The sequence below is a fragment of the Virgibacillus salexigens genome (assembly GCF_014905415.1).
GTDB classification, from domain to species: domain Bacteria; phylum Bacillota; class Bacilli; order Bacillales; family Amphibacillaceae; genus Virgibacillus; species Virgibacillus salexigens.
The window spans coordinates 245,336-265,210 of the sequence record NZ_BNEO01000004.1 but is presented as its reverse complement, the minus strand read 5'-3'; the positions used below and the strand labels follow the sequence as shown (position 1 = coordinate 265,210).

The window sequence follows — 19,875 nt, the reverse complement described above, 5'->3', positions numbered from 1 at the left end:
GTAAATACGGGGAATTTTTACAGAGAAAGGGAGATCAACTTGGGTAGAAAAGGTTCCATGATAGAAAAACAAATCAATAGCAACTATTTAGATGAAACGATAGCATTAAAGATCTATCAGCCTCAATCGTTCTCATCGCTTTATAAGTATCATATTTGCATTATGCAAGATGGCAATGACTATTATCAAATGGGCCGAATTGCGACGCTAAGCGATCGACTTCATGAAAATGAAGACATGACAAATACGATCTTTGTTGGCATTCACTATCAAGACAAATTCGATCGTCGTAAAAAATATCACCCACAAGGGGAACAAAATCAATCCTATACAAAATTCCTAGTTAACGAAGTTGTGCCTTTTTTAGATGAGCTGCTCCCCACCTTTCATATGGGACAATCAAGAACCTTAATGGGCGATTCGTTAGCAGGGACATTGGCGTTTATGACTGCAATTCGATACCCACATACATTCGGGAATGTGATCATGCAGTCCCCTTATGTGGATGAAACCGTATTAGAAGCAGCCAATCAAGCAACGAATTTAGATGCTATCGATATTTATCATACAATCGGAAGTGAAGAAACAAAGGTAACTACTACTGACGGAAAAACGCAAGACTTTTTAACACCAAATCGTGCATTGTATCAAATCTTAACAAATAAGGGGTTTAGTTATGAATATCATGAGCTATTACAAGGTGAACATACTTGGAAATACTGGCAAAAAGATATGAAGCGTGCACTGACAACAATGTTTGATTAGGTAATTACATTTAATTTTTCAGATAGTGCAAAAAAATCTCTTATTTTGCCATATTTTTTGTTATAATAAAGGGTAACTTAAAAAACTATACTTATTGTTAACAAACGCAATAGGAAAGTAGTAAAAAACCTATCTAGCTTTTAGCAACATATGAACCAAACCATTACAAATGAATCAAAGTGTTTGATAAAATAGGAGGTTTTATTATGAAATATGGTATTGTTATTTTTCCAACGAAGGCCGTACAGGATGAAGCAAATTCATACAGAAAACGTTATGACCCGCATTACGCGTTAATTCCTCCACATATTACGTTGAAAGAAGCATTTGAAGCAGATGGGGATCAATTGGAGGAAGTAGTTACAGAGCTTAAGCACATTGCAAATGAAACAGAACCTTTTAAAATAAACATTAACAAAGTAAGTACGTTTGCACCAGTTACCAATACGATATACTTCAAGATTGAACCAATTAAAGAACTTAATGATTTATATAAAAAAATGCATTCTGGTACCTTTTCAGAAAATCAAGAGTATGCGTTTGTCCCGCATATTACAATTGCTCAAAAGCTTTCCCATGATGAATACTCCGATATTTTTGGCAGTATGAAAATGAAAGATATCCAAATTGAAGATACCGTTGATCGTTTTCAACTAATGTATCAATTAGACAACGGCTCATGGACGGTTCATGATTCGTTTGTATTCGGGAAGGAATTTGTGTGAATATAAAAGTCGTTACATCAAAAGAAGCAATTGAGCAAGCTTATCACATTCGTACGGTTGTATTTGTAGACGAACAAAAGGTTTCCCCTGAAGAAGAACTGGATAGCTACGATGAAACGGCCATTCATTTTGTTGCTTATGACCAGGACAAGCCGATTGCAGCAAGCCGGCTTCGTTTTGTCGATCAATATGGGAAACTTGAACGAATATGTGTCTTAAAAGCGTATCGTGGGCAATCCATTGGCAAACAGCTTATTAAAGCTATGGAAGCAGTAATTGCTGAAGAAGGTTACCAGCATGCAAAGCTTAATGGTCAAACACATGCAGAAGCTTTTTATCAACGATTGGGTTATCAGACTATATCGGAACAATTCATGGATGCAGGTATCCCTCATGTAACCATGGTTAAGCAATTAACATAGAAAAAGCATTTCTTTTTAGAAATGCTTTTTTCATGTTACGTTTTCTTAACATATCCTTTTTCATGAATGAATTTCCCATTACAGGCAATGCTAAATGGTGATCTTGTTTGAAGGGGGCACAATTGATGGATCCATACCTGCAAATGTTTGGTGATACAGTATTCGGCTTTTTTGCCTTATTTATATTAACCAAAGTATTAGGAAAAACGCAAATCACCCAGTTAACTCCCTTTGACTTTATCTCTTCACTAATTCTAGGTGAATTAGTTGGGAATGCCTTATTTGATAAAGAAGCCGGTATTCCTGAAATTGCGTTTGTTATTCTTTTATGGGGAGCATTGATTTATATAACTGAAGTAATTACCCAAAAAATCAAGCGTACTAGGCATCTTATTGAAGGTGGTCCGGACTTTGTTATTTATAGAGGAAAATTAATTCGTGACGTAATGAAAAAAAATAGCTTAGATGTGAATCAATTACAAAGTTTACTCCGTACAAAGGACGTATTTTCCTTACGTGAAGTGGAATTTGCATTTATAGAAACAAACGGGACGATATCCGTTATTCGTAAACCCGAGTATCAAATGCCGAATAAACAAGACCTTCATGTCTCTCCTCAAGAAATTAATCTTGCGACTACATTAATTAATGATGGTGAAATTGTCTACGATAATCTGAAAGAAAAAAATTTAACAGAGGAATGGCTGCAAGAGCAATTGAAAGCACAGGATTATGATCATATAAAAGATGTATTTTACGCCGAATATATGAAGGGGCAAGATTTGTTCGTTCTTCCATTTGTTAATAGGGAACACCATAAATTTGATGCTTAGCAAACATTAGGCTAAGCATCAATTGGTATTATTAGATGGTTCTGTTAATTCGTCTTCCCTTTCCCGTTAATGAGGCAAATATGTTTTCACTAGCTTTAACAGGTGTAATAAGATAACGATCATAACCAGCTGGATAGAATCGTTCATACTGCTTGGATAACTGCTGATGTTGTTGTTCAAGCATAACTTTAAAAGGACGTTCAATATGAAATGCGTTTTCATCTGTTGTAGCAGTTCTACGGTGATATTGTTGATATTGATAATGCTGAATTGGCAAAATATACCCCATCACCATCAGCTCCTTTTTATACCATTCGTCTGAAAATTTTGTTTACGACTATTCATATACCCTTTTTCTCAAAAAGTTAATCCTACTCTTCCATCTTTTTTTCTAATTCTTTTATTAGATCTTCAACATTTGTAATCATTGATAAAAAGTCACTATTCCATTGGTCCATTTCTTCCTCAAAAGCTTTCACCTTTTTTTCAGGAAACTGAAGCCACTTTTCGTTTTTTCCTAAATGCTTCTCAATTGCATGAAAATGTCTCATCCATTCTGGTTCTGAAATTTTCATATTATCCCCCTCAGAGACAAAAAAGCAGCTTAATACAGCTGCTTCAAACCCCCAATTATTTAAAACAAAGAGAATGGTCCCCGTTTCCTATCGTCATGGTCGTCACGTTCTTCCTCCCTACGATCATCTTCATGATGCTGTTCTTCACTGCTACTTTCAAACTCTTTATCTTCATGTTCTTCCCTATCTTCCTCGTTCATCGGACGTCTTCCTAAAAATGGATCCCTTCGATGACGAGGTGGGCGGGGCTGAGGTCTTGACTCTCGAGATGGTTCAATTCTAACATTATCCGCCTTTATAACAAGATCCTTCACATGGATTACCTGTTTCTTACCTTCCGACATTCACTTTCACTCCTTCTATACATATGATCGTTATTAGTCTATGTATGTATGCCGATGAGGTATAGACATCCGCCCGGAATTTAGCAAAAATACAGTATACATGCCCCACAGGATAAATATCACGAATCATTCTCAATAATTAGTGTGAGCGCCCACACAATCCTTATAAACGCACATATTCTATTAAGGACAAATGAGTCAATTCCAATTCGAAAGGAGAAATAATTCATGGGTTGTGGAAAAGATTTTGATACAGGTAACTGTGTATGTGATATTTTAAAAGAAATTGTAGAGGCACAAAATGATATCGTTGAGAATTGCTGTGACTCAAGTTGCGAACAATCCATTCATGATTTGTTGGGAGACAATGATAACGGGAATGGTCTTGATACAGTACCAGTAATACTTTATTGCAAAGGGGACTGCAAACCTTTCAAAGGATTCGGTGCTCACCCAAGCGATATCGGCGATGTAGTTGGAAGCTTTTTCTTCCGAGTTAAGAAAATAACCGATGATTGCTGCGCAGTTCTAGAACTATTAAGAGATCCAGAAGATGAATATGCATGTCCTAAAGATCCTTGTGACCAAGAAACAGATCCACTTTGCGCAACAGGCATCTGTATCACTGCTGACTTAAACTGCTTCTGTCACGTAACTTGCTTACCAGCAATTAATGCACTAAACTAATTGCATAAACAAAACACTGGGGTGGCTTCACCTCAGTGTTTTTTTATCAATTTTATAGTTAGAGAACATAGGACACCAATCATATAAAATAAACGAAAACCGCCGGTACAACCACCGGCGGATACTTTCAATATAACATTAAAATCCTAGTAATCTTATATGCTTTATATCATCAAGTGAAACCTTTGTACTTGATGATCGATTTCCGACTCTTATATACACATAATTGCCTTCCGAACCCGTAATGACTCCACGAAAAGTTCTTTCTTCTGTTTTAATTTCACAGCGTAGTTTTGGTGCATAGCTTGGAGAATTAACAAAATAGTCCACTTTTTCTTCAATGGACATATCCTTGAATTTTGTTTGTTTCGTTTCCTCTTTTGGATCATTATTTCGTTTCACTTCATTTTGTTCATCAAATGCCGGATGCCTTCCCCCTTTTTTAACGGCTTCTTGAGTTCCTTTATTATCGAAGTTTTCTACTTTTTCATTTCCTGTTTCTTTTTTGTTTTTAGGGGTTACATACATATGCTGCATAGGCGCTTGCAAATCGACTTCCTTAGGTTGATGAATAAAAAGCAATGGGTTTTTTGCGTACTTCTTTCCCATCCTTTATCTCTCCTCCTTCCAGTCTTCCTCAAACCATTATATGAACCCATTTTTGGAAATGTGTTGCCCCTACTAATTTTCTTTGTTTATTTTAATATCTAAAAAAATAGCGAGATTAAAATAATCAAAAAAAAGAGCGATAAATCTCGAATACATATAACAAAGACTATGCGGTTTAGTTCAGCTTGTAGAGAAGCCTCGCAGATTTGCCTTGGAAGTTCCTTTAACACAGAAAAAGACTTCAACCTGGATAGGTGAAGGATAGATAAGGCTTGGAATCGTGCACATTTTCCAAAGTGACATGAACATCTGTGAGAATATTATGTTTCAAATTTGTTGTTTTAGTGTCAGAACTAAAATAAGGCTGTCGAGTATTTCTCCTCGACAGCCTTACGAAAACACTATTGAATCAGAAACCCCATAAAAGCAGTTGCCATACCAAAATAGATGAGAATAGAGATAATATCGTTAATCGTTGTAATGAACGGTCCTGATGCAACAGCTGGATCAATCTTCATACGATCCATAAGCATAGGTACAAGTGCTCCCGCTAATGTAGCGACTAACAAAGTAGCAGCAATCGAAATACCAACGAGTAACCCTAAATAAATATCATCTTTCCATAAATAAATCACAATGGTTATAACAATGCCACATACAATACCATTGATTAGGCCTGTACAAGCTTCTCGCATTACTAATTTCCACTTTCCTTGCTTTCCATAGTCTCCATTTGCTAGACCTCGGACAGCAACAGCTAAGGCTTGCGTACCTGTATTACCGGCCATACCCGCAATTAATGGAATAAAAATAGCTAGTACTGCGACTTGATTAAGTGTTTCTTCAAAGCGGCCAATTAGGCTTGCAGTAAACATCCCTAAAAACAAGAGGATAACGAGCCATGGTAGTCGTTTACGAGCGGAAACAAATGCATTATCATCTGGTTTATCCATGTCGGAGACCCCAGCTAATTTCGAATAATCTTCACTCGCTTCTTCTTCCATAACATCCAAAATATCATCAACTGTAATGATTCCTAGTAAATGGTCTTGAAAATCAACAACAGGCAAAGCGAGGAAATCATAATCCCGCATCATTTGGGCAACTTCCTCTTGGTCTTTGCCTACTGAGACAGCTACAATCTTCTCACTCATAATATCTTCAATTAACGTCTCTTCATCTGCTACAATTAAATCCCTTAACGAAAGTACACCAACTAACCGTTTTTCTTCGTCCAGTACATATAAATAATAAATAGTCTCAGCATCCGGCGCTTCTTCTTTTAAAGCTTGCATCGTTTGTTTGGCCATGTAATTTTTATACGTAGCTACAAACTCTGTCGTCATAATACTTCCAGCAGTTTTTTCTTCATAATGGAGTAATTGTTTAATTTCTTCTGCCGATTCTTTCTCCATAATCGTTAAAAAACTGGCAACTTGATCCTTCTCTAACTCATTAAGTATATCCACTGCATTATCGGCAGACATCTCAGCTAACACCATCGATGCAAATCGTGGATCCATCTCACCCATCAGAACTTGCGTATCCTCTTCATTCATGCTTTCCATGATGTCTCCGACTTCTTCTGGTGATAAATAGGTATAGATTTGTAGACGTGCTTCCTTTTCCTGCTCCATGAAAAATATGGCTTGATCATAGGGATGCATATCAAGAAACTCGCTACGAAATCCTTCCATATGATCTTGTGCCAGCGCTTGCTGTAATTTCTCCCAATGATGCTCATACTGTACTTCATACTCTTTATCAAAACGATTATTGGATTCCATATGATCACATCCTTCTTCTTCCCTATCTTAAAGTTTACCCGTCGCATGTACAATCAAACAAAGTTACTTGGATTATGGTAGTTCCTTTTATATAATATAGTACAATTCCGTTCAAAGGCAGACGATAATTCCCGCAACATATCATATCCAAAAAAAAGATACAAATCAAGGAGCGATTTGATGAAAATTGATGTAATCGGCGATGTACATGGCTGTTTAGAGGAACTAGAACGTTTATTCCAAAAACTAGGATATACTAAAGTCCATTCAAATTTCACTCACCCTGATGGACGTATTCCTGTTTTTGTTGGTGATATAACCGATCGTGGACCGCACTCTATAGATGTTATCAACCTTGTTTATCAAATGGTAATTGCAAATCAGAATGCCTTGTATGTACCAGGAAACCATTGCAATAAGTTATACCGTTATTTTTCAGGCAATCCCGTTCAACAGCGCCATGGATTAGAAACGACGGTTGCAGAATATGAAAAGCTTACTTCCTATCAACAAGACACCGTTCGTTCTCAATTTATGCATCTATATGAACAAGCGCCACTTTATTTACAGCTTCCTCAAGCAAATGCAATTATTGCCCATGCAGGAATAAAGCAAGCGTACATTGGCAGAACCGATAAACAAGTGAAATCCTTTGTTTTGTATGGAGACACTACTGGAGAAATACATCCCGATGGGCGACCAATTCGTCGGGATTGGGCACAGGAATATTACGGAGGTACTTGGATTATATATGGACACACGCCTGTTCTACAGCCACGTATTGTTCATCAGACCATTAATATTGATACAGGATGTGTATTTGGTAATAAACTAACAGCATTTCGTCTTCCAGAGGAAAAAATAACGTCCGTCCCATCGAAGCAGCCGTTTATCGAAGAAAAGTTTACTTATTTTGCATAATTGCGGCCATATCAGCTGGCATGTTGGCAGAAAAGTAGAAAGGTTCCTTCGTAATAGGATGGTTAAAAGATAGTTGATAACAATGTAAAGCCTGACGATCGATGAATTGTTTACTCCCACCATACAACGTATCACCACAAAGGGGATGACCAATACCTGAGAAATGAACACGGATTTGATGCGTCCTGCCCGTTTCTAGTCGAACATCAGCTAATGCGAATGCATCCGCTTGTTTCTCTACTAAATAATGGGTTATAGCTGATTTACCATCCATTCTAATTTCCCGTTCAATAATGGATCCTGGTTTTCTACCAATAGGTTTATTTATCGTTCCCTTTTTTTGTTCCATTTTCCCTTGAACAATTGCTTGATAATGCCGCTTCACTTCCCCCATTTTTTGCGATTCAGCCAATATGGAGTGACTGTATCGATGTTTAGCAACAAGCATTAATCCAGATGTATCACGATCTAACCTTGTCACAATATGAATCGTAAAGTGAATATCCTGCTTGCTATAATGAGCCAATAAGCCATTAGCAACGGTTCCGGTCGGATGATGAAGCGAAGGAATAACAGCCATACCAGCAGCTTTATTAATAACTATAATATCTGCATCTTCATACATAATGGCTAAATCAAGCTGTTCTGGCTGCATATGATCGCCGTGTTGTTCTTCTGGCAAAATGACAGTAAGCTTATCTCCTGCTACTAAAGAATAACGCACCGTCTGCGTCTTTCCATTTACCATAATTCTTCCACCATCAAATTTGATGGATTTTACAATCCTACGCGAAAATCCTTGTTCTTCGCGTAAGAATTCACGTATAAGCATTCCTTCATGTGCCTTCTTAATCGTCCATTCCATATACTTTTTCTTCTCTTTCTATTCTGCTAATTATTATCATCTGAAACGAATGATTCTCTTACTCGATTCCAAAATGGAAACTGACGAAATCTCGCGAATCGAATTCGTTCTTCTGCAACACGACATTGAATTGATTTTACATTTGTATAATTGGTGGTGAAGTGATCAATTGCGATCAAAAAGCTGCGATCAACAATTGGCTTTAATAAACATGTATGATGTTTCGGTAAAATTAACGGAGAGCCAATTGTACGAAAAACTCGATTATTTATTGAGGCCATCTCTGTTAATTGAATAGCATCGAGAGAAGGATGGATAATTCCACCGCCTAATGCTTTATTATAAGCTGTACTGCCGGAAGGAGTGGAAACACAAAGTCCGTCCCCTCGAAAGGTTTCAAAATGTTCTCCTTTAATCTCCACATCAAAAACAACAGATCCATCGGCAGTTTTTATGGTCGCTTCATTAAGCGCAAGGAAGCGATCCTCACTACCTCCTGATTTTGCACGAATCGTAACTTCCAATAAAGGATACTCAACAATTTGAAAAGGTGTTTTAGCAATTTCTATTATTAATTTTTCTACTTCGTCCGGTACCCAGTCTGCATAAAAACCTAAATGTCCAGTATGTACCCCAATAAAGGCTGTCTCATTAAGTCGATGTACATAGGAGTGGAATGCTTCTAAAAAAGTCCCATCTCCTCCTACAGATATTACAAGGTCCGGTTCAACTTCATTATATTCTAATTGAAAATCAGTTAAATATTGCTTCATTGTAGCCATAATTTGTTCGGAGCGATTATCTCCTTTTGATACAATTGCGAACTTCATGCTTTTCCCCCTTCCATTACCTATGATTTCCCTATCTTCCAATCACATTCTATTTTCTGTGAAATATACGTTGCGCTTCTTGTACCTCATGTTTGATCATTGACATTTCTTCATCTAATTTAAAAGCAGCCTCAGCTGCCTTTTGCAATCGTTCTTTTATATCAGCAGGTATACTTCCTTTATATTTATAATTTAACGAGTGTTCATTTGTCGCCCAAAAATTCATAGCTAATGTACGAATTTGTATCTCAGCTAGCAATTTCTTCATCCCATCAATGGTCTCGACAGGATATTCAATTATAAGATGATACGAGCGATATCCACTATCTTTTTTCTTAGAGACATAGTCCTTCTCCTCCACAATCAATAAATCTTTCCTTGCACGAATCATTTCAACAATCGCATATATATCATCCACAAATTGGCATACCACTCTCACTCCAGCTATATCTTGGATTTCCGTATCAATGTTTTCAAGTGGAATTTTTCTATTTTCTGCTTTTTCTAAGATGCTTGGTACTGGCTTCACACGGCCAGTAATAAATTCGATAGGTGAATGTTCGGATTCATATTCAAATTGTTTTCGTATTCCTTTTAATTTAACTTTTAATTCTTCTACCACTTGCGCGTATGGGGCAAGCATTGATTTCCAGTTCACATTCGACACCACCTAATTGAAATCATCTTATGTATGAAGCATCTATTATTGTATCATAGAATCGTTCAATGACTAATCTTTGCAAAATAATTACAAATTCGCGATAATCGGTAATAGCCTAATTTTTTTTATGTGGAGGGTCACGATGGGACAAGAAATAGAAATTGAGTTTAAAAATTTATTAACACAAAAAGAATATCATCGATTATTGAATCAAATACCTTTTCCTGCATATAGTGATACTCAAACCAATTATTATTTTGAAACAAAGGATTTGGCTTTGCAAGAGTTAGGCTGTGCACTGCGAATTAGAGAGAAAAATGGTTATTATCGTCTAACATTAAAAGAACCGCATGAACACGGACTTTTAGAAACACATGATTTTTTAACAAAAAACGAAGCACTGCAAAGTATTAACGGAACTATTTTGAAGAAAGAAGATACAGCTACTCAACTAGAACAATTAGGAATTTCTGTTGATTCACTCGTATGCTATGGAAGTTTATCAACCGAACGACGCGAGGTTCAAAGAGAGGATATTCTTTTAGTACTGGATTATAGTACGTACAATGGGAAATCGGATTATGAACTAGAATTGGAAGCTACATCCACCGAGAACGGAAAAGCAAAATTCAATGAATTGCTGTCTAAATATAAAATACCGAAACGGGAAACACCGAATAAGATTAAACGTTTTTTTACTAGTTTATAAAATCATTATAGAATATTCAGACTAGGATATTTAAATCATTTATTTATTTGCATTAATATTGTGGGGAAGGTGCATCTGGCAGTAACTGAATTACAACTATCAGGACTTTCAGCCCAGCCTTTCTAATCAGATTATTTGCCCAGTAACCATTACGTTGCTACAATATATAGAAACAAACAAGGGGAAAGATAACAATGAAACAGACTGGAACAATGTTTGAAGCAATTGGTGGATTTACTACGATTGAAAAGCTTGTTCATGCTTTTTATAAGCGCGTAGGAAACCATCCCGATTTAATTCCAATCTTTCCAGAAGACTTAACAGAGACAATCCACAAACAGAAACTTTTTCTCACCCAATTCTTTGGGGGACCTTCACTATACGCTGAAGAACGAGGGCATCCAATGTTACGTAGAAGACATTTACCTTTTGAAATTACACCTACACGCAGGGATGCTTGGCTTGATTGTATGGCACATGCACTAGTAGAAGCAGAAATCGATGAACCTTATCGCACAGCTATATTTGAGAAATTAACCTTAACTGCGAACCACATGATGAACACGCCAGAATAGGAGAAAGGAGAATCGGTGTGAATTGGGAACATTCTGGAGTTGAATCCATCTATCAATCAAACACATCTGAAAAATATAGCTTTAATCTTGTTCAAAAACCAATTGAGATTTACGTTTTTGTAGATCCGTTATGTCCTGAATGCTGGTCATTAGAGCCATTCCTAAAAAAATTATCGATGGAATATGGGCGTTTCTTCACAATCAGACCGATTATAAGTGGTCACTTAAACACACTTAACAAAGATCAATTTGACCGCCCCAGAAAAATTAAAGATATATGGGAAAAAACTTCAAAACGAACAGGTATGTGTTGTGATGGTGATTTATGGCTAGAAAACCCAGTCTCATTTCCTTGGATCGCATCCTTGGCAATTAAAGCTGCAGAGTTACAGGGCAAAAAATCTGGAAGGATTTTCCTTCGTAAAGTTCAAGAGAGTGCATTTCTATATAAACAAGATATTTCGGACGAAGAAATACTTTATTCTTGTGCAAAAGCTGCTAACTTAGATATTGAGGAATTTTCAACAGACCTTTATTCTTCATCGGCAAAGAAAGCATTTCAATGTGATTTGAAATTAACACAAGAAATGGAAGTAGATTACATTCCCACCATTGTGTTTTTTAATCAAGTAACGGAGGAACAAGGTATTAAAATCTCTGGCCTTTATCCATATGATATTTATGTACGTGTACTAAGAGAAATTTTAGAGAAGCAACCTATTCCTTCGGAAAAACCGACATTGGAACATTTTCTCTCCGTTTTTAAAACAGTTAGCACAAAAGAAATTGCTGTTGTATATGATTGGTCCATAGCAAAGGCCGAAAAAGAAATGAAAAAACTTCAATTAAAACAAAAAGTAGAGAGAATTCCAGTAAAGTACGGTGATTTTTGGAAATATGAAGATTAATTCAAAGCCTTATTTGAGGCTTTTTTTATTTTCCTAAGAATAACAATTCTATGTTTCACGTTTACTTGCCGCATGGATAAAAAAGAAGGATATACGGGGCAGCGTATATCCTTCTAGTCTCTCTTTGTAATAACAAAGGGGGATGGGAGAAAGTTTCATGATCAAACAAAGGGGTTTTTGTTTGTATTTAACTTACAATAATAATATACCAAGTTATTTTTTGAGATTCAAGTAGTATGTTCATGATTTCACAAAAATGTCACTTCTAAATGAATAACGACATTCATAAGCTATACTAGCATTCTTTCTGATAAGAGGTGATTAAGTGCAACATTTTGTTCAACCATTCCTATTCTTACTAATGACTGCTTTTGCTTTCTTTCTAAATATTCTAGGTTTAATGCAAGTTATCCCTTTATATATAACCTTACCACTTTTATTTGTATCGATCTATTTGACCATTTATTCGTTTACAAACAAACGTTTATACCGTGGCATGCGTTAAAAAAGCAGGATAACCTTATAGAGGTCATCCTGCTTTTATTATTGGAGATTACTCTGCAAGCAATTGCTCCATTTGTGTTAGTTTTTCTTCAAATACATCAAGAGCATCTAGAATCACTTGCTTTTGTGTCATATCGACACCAGCTTTTTTCAAGACTTCAATTGGGTAATCACTGCTTCCCGCTTTCAAGAAATCAATATAACGCTCTACCGCACCTTCTTTTTCATCTAAAATCTGGCTTGCTAGCGCTGTAGCAGCTGAATAACCTGTAGCATACTGATATACATAATAATTGTAATAGAAATGGGGAATTCTTGCCCATTCTAAGCCAATTTCTTCATCTGAGACAACTTCTTCTCCAAAATATTTTTTATTTAAATCATAATAAATTTCCGTTAACTTCTCAGCCGTTAATGCTTCTCCTTCTTGTTGCTTTACATGAATCACATGTTCAAACTCAGCAAACATGGTTTGACGGAATACAGTACCTCTAAACCCTTCAAGAAAATGGTTGAGTAAATATAGCTTTTGTTTCTCATCATCTAGATTATTTAGTAAATAATCATTTAGTAAGGCCTCATTACACGTTGAAGCAACTTCAGCTACGAAGATCGAATAATTTCCATAGCGAAATGGTTGGTTTTCCCTCGTGTAATAACTATGAATGGAATGACCAAGCTCATGGGCTAATGTAAACATATCATTTACGTTATCCTGCCAATTCAATAGAATATATGGATTCGTACCATATGCTCCAGAAGAATAAGCACCGCTGCGTTTACCTTTGTTTTCCTCTACGTCTATCCAACGGTTCTGATAACCTTCCTTGACTTTTGACAAGTACTCGTCACCTAATGGCTTCAACCCGTCTAATACATATTGCTGTGCTTTTTCATAAGTAATCTCCATATCTACATCTTTAACAAGCGGTGTGTACAAATCATACATATGAAGCTCATCTAAGCCTAAAACTTTCTTACGCAGATTCACATAGCGATGAAGTAATGGCAAACGTTCATTTACTGCTTCGACCAAATTATCGTATACTTGCTCTGGAATATGATTATCATCCAATGCGGATTGTCTTGCTGAATCATAGTTTCTAACCTTGGCAACGAAATTATCTTTTTTAATGTTTCCGCTTAATGTTGAAGCAAAGGTGTTCTGAAATTTACCATATGTTTGATAAACAGCCTTAAACGCAGCTTCCCGTACATTGCGGTCTTTAGACTCTAAGAAACGAATATAACGACCATGTGTCACATCCACTTCTTCTCCATTTTCATCCTTTATGGAAGGGAACGTGAGATCTGCGTCATTTAGCATGCTAAATGTTTGCGATGGCGCAGATAAAGGCTCAGATGCTTCTGCTAAAATTGCTTCTTCTCGCTCACTTAGAATATGTGGACGTTGCCTGGTAATCTCATCTAATGTCTTTTGATAATCCTGTAATTCCTTCTCTTCTTCTAAAAAACGATTTAGTTTTTCTTCATCAATGGATAGTATCTCCGGAACAATAAAACTCATCTTACTTGATGCTACAGTTAATACACTCTCAGCCTGTGCGTTTAACCTTTGATAAAAAGAATTGGTTGTATCTTGGTCATAACGCATATGCGCATATGTAAACAGCTTTCCTAATCGTTGAGAAAGCTTATCTTGGAGTTTTAGAAGTTCATATAAAGTCGTAGCTGATTCAGATAATGTCCCTTGGTATTTTTCTATCTCCGGAATATCTGCTTGTAAACTCTTTAATTCTGATTCCCATGCATCATCCGTTTCGAATATATCTTCGAGTTTCCATGTGGATTCCACCGGAATTTCTTCTCGTTTTGGTAACTCTTTTTTTGCTTTTGCCAAAGCTAATTCCTCCTTTTTCTATCATTTACTACTACTTCTTGATAATGGCATTAAAATCCTGTAAATAGCAAACAAAATCTTCTTTTTTGAAACATCTATTATTTAGTATAGCTTATTCTTTCTAAAACATGCTCTTATTTTGCATTCATCAACTGCTTTAAGAGTATTCGATCTGCGTTGATTGCTTGTTCTAGATTTGCATGGAAGATAATGTTCTTTTGCTTTTTGTACAAAGATAAATTGTATTGCTTTATGATTCCAAGCTTACAAAGAAGTTGTAAATATTGATTAATTGGGTCTTTTACTTGATAAATAAGCGGAAAATCCTTTTTTGAGTAATGATCCTCCGATTGAAATAAATCATTAATGCGAGAACGTTCAAGGTAGGAACCGACCGAAATTTTTACTAAATACTCCACGACCAATTTACTCTGCCAAATCCAAAGAGGAGTTTTCATGAAGTATTGAGATTCTACTGGTAAGTGTATGATTGAGGGGAGGTATATAATAGAAGTTTGGTTACGATATAACCACTGCTGCCAAAGATGGCCAAGTCTTGAAACATGGATTGGCTTTGTTCGAAATTTTTCTTTTTCACGCATCCACAAGCTAAGTAATTCTTGATCTGCAAGTAATTTTTCACGGAACAGGTCGACTATGGTTGTTTTCATTAGTTGTCTTACCCTGAATTTTGCTATAGCAGATCGTTTATTGATAATAAATACATGTTGAGCAATTACAAACTGTTTCGTATCGGGGCAAAAGAAGAAGAGCTTATTAGAAGTAGAAGAAGGAAACTGATGCATCATTGATAATAAAAAAGGAGAAATACGAAGCGTTGTTGCTGTTATTCTTTTCAATTGGTTAGCTCCAATAATCCAAATAGGTTGGATACCACTAGATTGATACCCTTTACTTCTATTATTTATTACCTCTTTTGGAATCGTCGCGCATTGGAATTCAATTGCTATTTGTTTGTTTCCGATCTCTACCAACATATCAGGACGCTGCTTAATTAGGGAAAGATATGGTTCTAGCTTTACATCTAGCTGTTGCTTCTCTAACCATTGATATATCATTAACTTACCTTGTTCATGATATTCCCCTTCCCCACCTTCTATTGAGAAACATTTTGCATTAGCATGATGAGCGAAGTGAGGAATTACCTCTGTTCCTGCACGAATACGTACTTCTGAATGACAAACAGGACAATAGTACTTCTGATTGCTCGCTTTTAATTTCTGAATGGCTGCATGTGATTTTGCAGCGATTATTATTTGATCGCCTTGATGGGTAATCGCTTGCAACATAAAAAAACACCTCCGTCTGAATAATTTCGACAGAGGTTAGTTATTTCCTTTATTCCTTTTGCGAGATGTCATATAAGAAGTTAACATAAAAAATAATGCTAGGAAAATAAATGATATGGGAAGATAATGATCTCGCCATTGAAATGGATCACCTATTCGCTGAACAAATAAGAAAATGCCAAAAATGAAAAATAGAATACCTGCAACACAATACACCTTACCGTATAAGGGAAGATTCTTCATAAGTTCACCTCATTTTCTCCATTTTATCAAAATTGTTGATAAAAGAAAGGCTGAAGCAGAAACTTAGAAGTCAATATAATGGATAAATAAAAAGACACCCTTTCATAAAGAGTGTCTATACTTGTACCGGGAAATGTGATCTAATTTGAACAAATGTATCGTTCACAAAAATCTTTTTCCCATATTCTTCTAGCAAATGGAATGTAATATCCGAATCATTACCAAATTCAAATACTTTACTTATAATGTCTTCTTGCTCTTTTTCATCAAGCTCTTCTTCTGAGAATTCCATATATAAATAATACTTATCGTTATAATGATATAGTGTTTCTTTTGTACCTTCATGATTTTCTCTAAAGTAATGGCTTAATTGAATAACATCTTCAAAGTCACTAAAATCAGCAATAATCCACAATTTATCTTCTTCATCTTCCTGTTCTGTCTCTTCATCATCATGTTTACCGAATTTATCTTCTAACATATTTTCAATTTTCTTATCTACAGGAAAGTCAACGGTATTTCCATCCTCCGTCTGTAGTTCGATATTTTCTCCATTCTTAGAGATTTGGGCTTTTGTAACAATGATTTCTAGCCCTTTTTCTAATGCTTGGACTTGTATCCATAATGGACCTTCCACATTGAAATCTTCCTTATAATTAACTTCGTCCATCATTTGCCAGAACAATTGCTCGCTTCTTTCACGGTTATACCAAATTTCTTCACGTTCAAAACCGCGATCTTCAATATCAATATATGAAATGTAGAACTTTATCGTATTCTCATTAATTCTTTCAATTTCCATTACGTTTTCTCCCCCTTCTTTTTAGGTAGGTGGAAGATTAGCTTCACCAAATATAACTTCTTGTTATAACATGTACCCTAAATTGATATGCAATAATCATTATTATTTAATCTATGCTTCCACATTAATGGTGATGCTATCCTTCCTGTAATTCATGTTTCAGAAATGAGTGGTTACATCATTCTATTTCTATTGTATGATAGCACTTATCAACTTGGAAACATATATGCCTATTTAATTAGTAACATATTTTAACGTATTCTTAAAGATTTGTCACCCATATTTTTGTGACGAAATTAGTAACGATTTGTCGTATTCTTGATACGGAGCGAAGCGATAAAAAAACGCAGATCTTGAAATTTCGATCTGCGTTTTTTTATATATGAAATGGATTTAATTGACCATTCGTTGCGCCTCACGTAATTGAAAAGTCCGCACCGTTCTCGGTAAGAAACGGCGAATCTCATCTTCGTTATATCCTACTTGCAGGCGCTTTTCATCCAAAATAATTGGTCTTCTCAAAAGACCTGGATTTTGTTGAATTAAATTGAAAAGATCTTTCATCGGTAATTGATCAATATTAACATCTAACTTCTGAAAAACCTTTGACCGAGTTGAAATGATCTCATCCGTACCATCTTCCGTCATACGCAAAATTTCCTTTATTTCATCCAGTGTAAGTGGTTCGGAAAATATGTTACGCTCCGTAAACGGGATATCATGCTCTTCCAACCATGCTTTTGCTTTTCTGCAAGATGTACAACTTGGTGAGGTATAAAGTGTAACCATTAAAACTTCACTCCTCATTCTAATATGGGTTTATTCATTTCATAAACATTGAGTACTTATCAAATTAAAATAAGTTTAAATAACCCTATATGTAAATTATACTACAATTGTCAAGCGAAAGGTAGAGGATATTCAAGAAAAAATCGAGTTTTTTATAGATGTTTACGAAATGTAAATTGTTTCATTATATATGTAAGTTACCCCTAATCATTTTTAATTAAACCTTTTATTTGAAAAAATTTTTCAAATCACAGCAATTATTTCTTGCAAGCGTTTACTTCAAAATTTTCTAAAAAATTAGCCAAAACCTCTTGATTTTTAACTAATTTCCTATTATGATATTTTACATAACTTATAATGTAAGGTTTCCTAACATAATAAAAAGGGGTGATATAAATGAAAAAAATCGAGGCTATTATTCGTCCAGAAAAGTTCCAAGCTCTACGCAAGGCGTTATCTGCAGCAGGAATTGGTGGATTAACTGTTACTGAGGCCGCTGGTACAGGAAAACAAAAGGGGCAAAAAGGGATATTCCGAGGAACTACTTTTCAATTACAGCTACTTCCAAAAATTAAAGTAGAGACAATTGTGGAAGAGCAGAGACTGGATGAAATTCTAGATATTATCATTAAAAATTGCAGCACTGGCAACATTGGAGACGGTAAAATCTTTGTTTCTCCAATTGAAGAAACAATACGAATACGTACAGGTGAACGAGGCAAAGAGGCTGTCTTGTAAAAAAATTGAAGGAGGATTTATTCATGATTAAGAAGAGTTTACTGTTATTTTTCATCCTTTTCCTCATCGCATCTCCTGTTTACGCTGCACCAACTACCGCTTCCTTGGAATTATCCATTAATCTCGTATGGGTTATGCTTGGAGCTTTCCTTGTATTTTTTATGCATGCAGGTTTTGCTATGGTGGAATCAGGATTTACTCGTGCCAAAAACTCACTAAACATATTAATTAAAAATTTCTTAACCATTAGTGTTGCTGCTATCCTATTTTTTGTTGTTGGTTATGGAATTATGTTTGGGACTTCAGGAGGTTCATTTATAGGCACAGATGGTTTCATGCTAAGCGGGGTTGAAGATATCGGGTTTTTTGTTTTCCAGGCAATGTTTATAGCAACCTGTGCAACAATTATTTCTGGTGCTGTTGCTGAACGAATGAAGTTAGGTGTTTACGTACTGATTGTTGTTGCTATGACAGCATTTGTGTATCCAATAGTTGGCCATTGGGTATGGCAAGGTGATGGCTGGCTGACCGATCTAGGGTTTAGCGATTTCGCAGGTTCTACAGTGGTTCATTTAACCGGGGCAGTCGGAGCCTTAACAGCAGTATTGTTCTTAGGACCACGCCTTGGAAAGTACTCTAGTAAAAAAGTTAATGTTATACAGGGGCATAATATACCAATTGGTGCTCTAGGAGTATTCATTTTATGGCTTGGCTGGTTTGGCTTCAATGGGGGAAGTACGCTGGCAGCCGATCCAGCACTTGTACCAATGGTAATTGGAACAACGCTCTTATCGACTTCCGCCGCACTGGTGTCGTCTGCTGCATATACAAAATTACGTTTTAAACGGGTAGATACATCATTATCGTTAAATGGTGTTTTAGGAGGACTAGTTGGTATAACGGCTGGCTGTGCTGAAATTTCTTTAGGTGGATCCATCGCCGTTGGCCTTATTTCAGGAATTATCCTTGTGGAAGGGATTCACTTATTGGATACGAAATTACGTATTGATGATCCAGTGGGGGCAATAACTGTTCACGGAATTTGTGGTATTTGGGGTACGCTAGCTATTGGTTTATTCTCTACTTCAACTGGTTTATTTTATGGGAATGGTTTTACACAGCTCGTTATTCAAGGGATTGGTGTCGCAGCAGTTATTGCTTGGACAATGATCACATTAGGTGTATTCTTATTCATTGTAAAACAATTTACATCATTACGTGTTTCTGAAGAAGAAGAAATCGCAGGATTAGACTTTGCTGAACATGGTTCGAACGCATATGAACTAAAAGAAGCTCTGATCTCTGATGATGAAGAACCATTATTAAATAACCTTGGCTTGGCAGATCGTTTAAATAATTTGACTACTACAGGGGAGCCACAGCAAAAATCCTCGTAATTAACAAAACAATTG

At 36.0% G+C, this 19,875-nt stretch carries 24 protein-coding genes; 12 read left to right on the top strand and 12 right to left on the bottom strand.

Going from position 1 to position 19,875, the window contains the following annotated elements:
* Positions 1-39: 39 nt before the first annotated feature.
* From JKP73_RS17065 to JKP73_RS17050, 4 genes are all read left to right on the top strand, one after another.
* The gene (locus tag JKP73_RS17065) at positions 40-765 is read left to right on the top strand and encodes an alpha/beta hydrolase (RefSeq protein ID WP_021292304.1); all 726 of its coding nucleotides are present in this window, start codon (positions 40-42) and stop codon (positions 763-765) included.
* A 206-nt stretch (positions 766-971) separates the two neighbouring features.
* Entirely contained in the window at positions 972-1,490 is a 519-nt protein-coding gene (locus tag JKP73_RS17060) for a YjcG family protein (protein ID WP_021292303.1), read from the top strand.
* Positions 1,487-1,912: a GNAT family N-acetyltransferase gene (locus JKP73_RS17055; RefSeq protein ID WP_021292302.1), complete on the top strand. Its 426-nt coding sequence runs from the start codon at positions 1,487-1,489 to the stop codon at positions 1,910-1,912. The genes JKP73_RS17060 and JKP73_RS17055 overlap by 4 nt, the downstream gene beginning before the upstream one ends.
* 125 nt (positions 1,913-2,037) lie before the next feature.
* Entirely contained in the window at positions 2,038-2,745 is a 708-nt protein-coding gene (locus JKP73_RS17050) for a DUF421 domain-containing protein (protein ID WP_021292301.1), read from the top strand.
* 31 nt (positions 2,746-2,776) lie between these two features.
* On the opposite strand, the gene JKP73_RS17045 is transcribed toward JKP73_RS17050, so the two are convergent.
* The 3 genes from JKP73_RS17045 to JKP73_RS17035 all read right to left on the bottom strand — a co-directional run bounded on the left by JKP73_RS17045 (position 2,777) and on the right by JKP73_RS17035 (position 3,664).
* Positions 2,777-3,034, bottom strand: a complete 258-nt coding sequence (locus tag JKP73_RS17045) for a hypothetical protein (protein ID WP_021292300.1) — start codon at positions 3,032-3,034, stop codon at positions 2,777-2,779.
* An 82-nt stretch (positions 3,035-3,116) separates the two neighbouring features.
* Positions 3,117-3,320 carry a hypothetical protein gene (locus tag JKP73_RS17040; protein WP_021292299.1) on the bottom strand — a complete coding sequence of 68 codons (204 nt, stop codon included), beginning with the start codon at positions 3,318-3,320 and terminating at the stop codon, positions 3,117-3,119.
* Positions 3,321-3,379: 59 nt separating this feature from the next.
* Positions 3,380-3,664, bottom strand: a complete 285-nt coding sequence (locus tag JKP73_RS17035; RefSeq protein WP_021292298.1) for a hypothetical protein — start codon at positions 3,662-3,664, stop codon at positions 3,380-3,382.
* 228 nt (positions 3,665-3,892) lie between these two features.
* Here JKP73_RS17035 and JKP73_RS17030 point away from each other — a divergent pair, with 228 nt between their 5' ends.
* The gene (locus tag JKP73_RS17030; protein WP_021292297.1) at positions 3,893-4,351 is read left to right on the top strand and encodes a CotY/CotZ family spore coat protein; all 459 of its coding nucleotides are present in this window, start codon (positions 3,893-3,895) and stop codon (positions 4,349-4,351) included.
* Between the two features lie 138 nt (positions 4,352-4,489).
* Here the strand turns inward: JKP73_RS17030 and JKP73_RS17025 are convergent, their stop codons facing one another.
* The gene (locus JKP73_RS17025; RefSeq protein ID WP_021292296.1) at positions 4,490-4,960 is read right to left on the bottom strand and encodes a CotO family spore coat protein; all 471 of its coding nucleotides are present in this window, start codon (positions 4,958-4,960) and stop codon (positions 4,490-4,492) included.
* Between the two features lie 401 nt (positions 4,961-5,361).
* Complete coding sequence (gene mgtE, locus JKP73_RS17020) at positions 5,362-6,747, bottom strand: magnesium transporter (RefSeq protein WP_021292295.1); 1,386 nt, start codon at positions 6,745-6,747, stop codon at positions 5,362-5,364.
* A gap of 180 nt (positions 6,748-6,927) precedes the next feature.
* Here mgtE and prpE point away from each other — a divergent pair, with 180 nt between their 5' ends.
* Complete coding sequence (gene prpE / locus JKP73_RS17015) at positions 6,928-7,668, top strand: bis(5'-nucleosyl)-tetraphosphatase PrpE (protein WP_021292294.1); 741 nt, start codon at positions 6,928-6,930, stop codon at positions 7,666-7,668.
* On the opposite strand, the gene JKP73_RS17010 is transcribed toward prpE, so the two are convergent.
* The 3 genes from JKP73_RS17010 to yjbM are packed head-to-tail and all read right to left on the bottom strand — an operon-like array spanning position 7,652 to position 10,021.
* Complete coding sequence (locus JKP73_RS17010) at positions 7,652-8,533, bottom strand: RluA family pseudouridine synthase (RefSeq protein ID WP_160807328.1); 882 nt, start codon at positions 8,531-8,533, stop codon at positions 7,652-7,654. The two genes, prpE and JKP73_RS17010, sit on opposite strands and share 17 nt — an antisense overlap.
* Before the next feature lie 26 nt (positions 8,534-8,559).
* Positions 8,560-9,363: an NAD kinase gene (locus JKP73_RS17005; protein WP_021292292.1), complete on the bottom strand. Its 804-nt coding sequence runs from the start codon at positions 9,361-9,363 to the stop codon at positions 8,560-8,562.
* A 49-nt stretch (positions 9,364-9,412) separates the two neighbouring features.
* The gene (yjbM, locus tag JKP73_RS17000; RefSeq protein WP_021292291.1) at positions 9,413-10,021 is read right to left on the bottom strand and encodes a GTP diphosphokinase; all 609 of its coding nucleotides are present in this window, start codon (positions 10,019-10,021) and stop codon (positions 9,413-9,415) included.
* A gap of 145 nt (positions 10,022-10,166) precedes the next feature.
* Here yjbM and JKP73_RS16995 point away from each other — a divergent pair, with 145 nt between their 5' ends.
* From JKP73_RS16995 to JKP73_RS16980, 4 genes are all read left to right on the top strand, one after another.
* Complete coding sequence (locus JKP73_RS16995; protein WP_021292290.1) at positions 10,167-10,733, top strand: CYTH domain-containing protein; 567 nt, start codon at positions 10,167-10,169, stop codon at positions 10,731-10,733.
* Between the two features lie 194 nt (positions 10,734-10,927).
* The gene (locus tag JKP73_RS16990; protein ID WP_021292289.1) at positions 10,928-11,308 is read left to right on the top strand and encodes a globin domain-containing protein; all 381 of its coding nucleotides are present in this window, start codon (positions 10,928-10,930) and stop codon (positions 11,306-11,308) included.
* A 17-nt stretch (positions 11,309-11,325) separates the two neighbouring features.
* Complete coding sequence (locus JKP73_RS16985; protein WP_051739210.1) at positions 11,326-12,216, top strand: ClpXP adapter SpxH family protein; 891 nt, start codon at positions 11,326-11,328, stop codon at positions 12,214-12,216.
* Positions 12,217-12,541: 325 nt separating this feature from the next.
* Complete coding sequence (locus JKP73_RS16980; protein ID WP_021292287.1) at positions 12,542-12,721, top strand: hypothetical protein; 180 nt, start codon at positions 12,542-12,544, stop codon at positions 12,719-12,721.
* Positions 12,722-12,769: 48 nt separating this feature from the next.
* Here the strand turns inward: JKP73_RS16980 and pepF are convergent, their stop codons facing one another.
* From pepF to spxA, 4 genes are all read right to left on the bottom strand, one after another.
* Positions 12,770-14,581, bottom strand: a complete 1,812-nt coding sequence (gene pepF, locus JKP73_RS16975; protein ID WP_200411570.1) for an oligoendopeptidase F — start codon at positions 14,579-14,581, stop codon at positions 12,770-12,772.
* 134 nt (positions 14,582-14,715) lie between these two features.
* Positions 14,716-15,891 carry a competence protein CoiA gene (locus tag JKP73_RS16970; protein ID WP_021292285.1) on the bottom strand — a complete coding sequence of 392 codons (1,176 nt, stop codon included), beginning with the start codon at positions 15,889-15,891 and terminating at the stop codon, positions 14,716-14,718.
* Positions 15,892-16,249: 358 nt separating this feature from the next.
* Positions 16,250-16,936, bottom strand: coding sequence for an adaptor protein MecA (gene mecA / locus JKP73_RS16965; protein WP_021292283.1), 687 nt, complete (start codon positions 16,934-16,936; stop codon positions 16,250-16,252).
* A 393-nt stretch (positions 16,937-17,329) separates the two neighbouring features.
* Entirely contained in the window at positions 17,330-17,725 is a 396-nt protein-coding gene (gene spxA, locus JKP73_RS16960; RefSeq protein WP_021292282.1) for a transcriptional regulator SpxA, read from the bottom strand.
* 396 nt (positions 17,726-18,121) lie between these two features.
* On the opposite strand from spxA, the gene JKP73_RS16955 reads away from it, so the two are divergent.
* Positions 18,122-18,463, top strand: coding sequence for a P-II family nitrogen regulator (locus JKP73_RS16955; protein ID WP_038245624.1), 342 nt, complete (start codon positions 18,122-18,124; stop codon positions 18,461-18,463).
* Between the two features lie 23 nt (positions 18,464-18,486).
* Positions 18,487-19,860 carry an ammonium transporter gene (locus JKP73_RS16950; protein WP_160807330.1) on the top strand — a complete coding sequence of 458 codons (1,374 nt, stop codon included), beginning with the start codon at positions 18,487-18,489 and terminating at the stop codon, positions 19,858-19,860.
* Positions 19,861-19,875 lie beyond the last annotated feature (15 nt).

Excerpts from the sequence above, each read along its gene's own strand:
- JKP73_RS17060 (WP_021292303.1), top strand. The coding sequence starts at position 972 with ATGAAATATGGTATTGTTATTTTTCCAACGAAGGCCGTACAGGATGAA.
- JKP73_RS17050 (WP_021292301.1), top strand. The coding sequence starts at position 2,038 with ATGGATCCATACCTGCAAATGTTTGGTGATACAGTATTCGGCTTTTTT.
- JKP73_RS17045 (WP_021292300.1), bottom strand. The coding sequence starts at position 3,034 with ATGGGGTATATTTTGCCAATTCAGCATTATCAATATCAACAATATCAC.
- JKP73_RS17040 (WP_021292299.1), bottom strand. The coding sequence starts at position 3,320 with ATGAAAATTTCAGAACCAGAATGGATGAGACATTTTCATGCAATTGAG.
- JKP73_RS17035 (WP_021292298.1), bottom strand. The coding sequence starts at position 3,664 with ATGTCGGAAGGTAAGAAACAGGTAATCCATGTGAAGGATCTTGTTATA.
- JKP73_RS17030 (WP_021292297.1), top strand. The coding sequence starts at position 3,893 with ATGGGTTGTGGAAAAGATTTTGATACAGGTAACTGTGTATGTGATATT.
- JKP73_RS17025 (WP_021292296.1), bottom strand. The coding sequence starts at position 4,960 with ATGGGAAAGAAGTACGCAAAAAACCCATTGCTTTTTATTCATCAACCT.
- mgtE (WP_021292295.1), bottom strand. The coding sequence starts at position 6,747 with ATGGAATCCAATAATCGTTTTGATAAAGAGTATGAAGTACAGTATGAG.
- prpE (WP_021292294.1), top strand. The coding sequence starts at position 6,928 with ATGAAAATTGATGTAATCGGCGATGTACATGGCTGTTTAGAGGAACTA.
- JKP73_RS17010 (WP_160807328.1), bottom strand. The coding sequence starts at position 8,533 with ATGGAATGGACGATTAAGAAGGCACATGAAGGAATGCTTATACGTGAA.
- JKP73_RS17005 (WP_021292292.1), bottom strand. The coding sequence starts at position 9,363 with ATGAAGTTCGCAATTGTATCAAAAGGAGATAATCGCTCCGAACAAATT.
- JKP73_RS16995 (WP_021292290.1), top strand. The coding sequence starts at position 10,167 with ATGGGACAAGAAATAGAAATTGAGTTTAAAAATTTATTAACACAAAAA.
- JKP73_RS16990 (WP_021292289.1), top strand. The coding sequence starts at position 10,928 with ATGAAACAGACTGGAACAATGTTTGAAGCAATTGGTGGATTTACTACG.
- JKP73_RS16970 (WP_021292285.1), bottom strand. The coding sequence starts at position 15,891 with ATGTTGCAAGCGATTACCCATCAAGGCGATCAAATAATAATCGCTGCA.
- mecA (WP_021292283.1), bottom strand. The coding sequence starts at position 16,936 with ATGGAAATTGAAAGAATTAATGAGAATACGATAAAGTTCTACATTTCA.
- spxA (WP_021292282.1), bottom strand. The coding sequence starts at position 17,725 with ATGGTTACACTTTATACCTCACCAAGTTGTACATCTTGCAGAAAAGCA.
- JKP73_RS16955 (WP_038245624.1), top strand. The coding sequence starts at position 18,122 with ATGAAAAAAATCGAGGCTATTATTCGTCCAGAAAAGTTCCAAGCTCTA.
- JKP73_RS16950 (WP_160807330.1), top strand. The coding sequence starts at position 18,487 with ATGATTAAGAAGAGTTTACTGTTATTTTTCATCCTTTTCCTCATCGCA.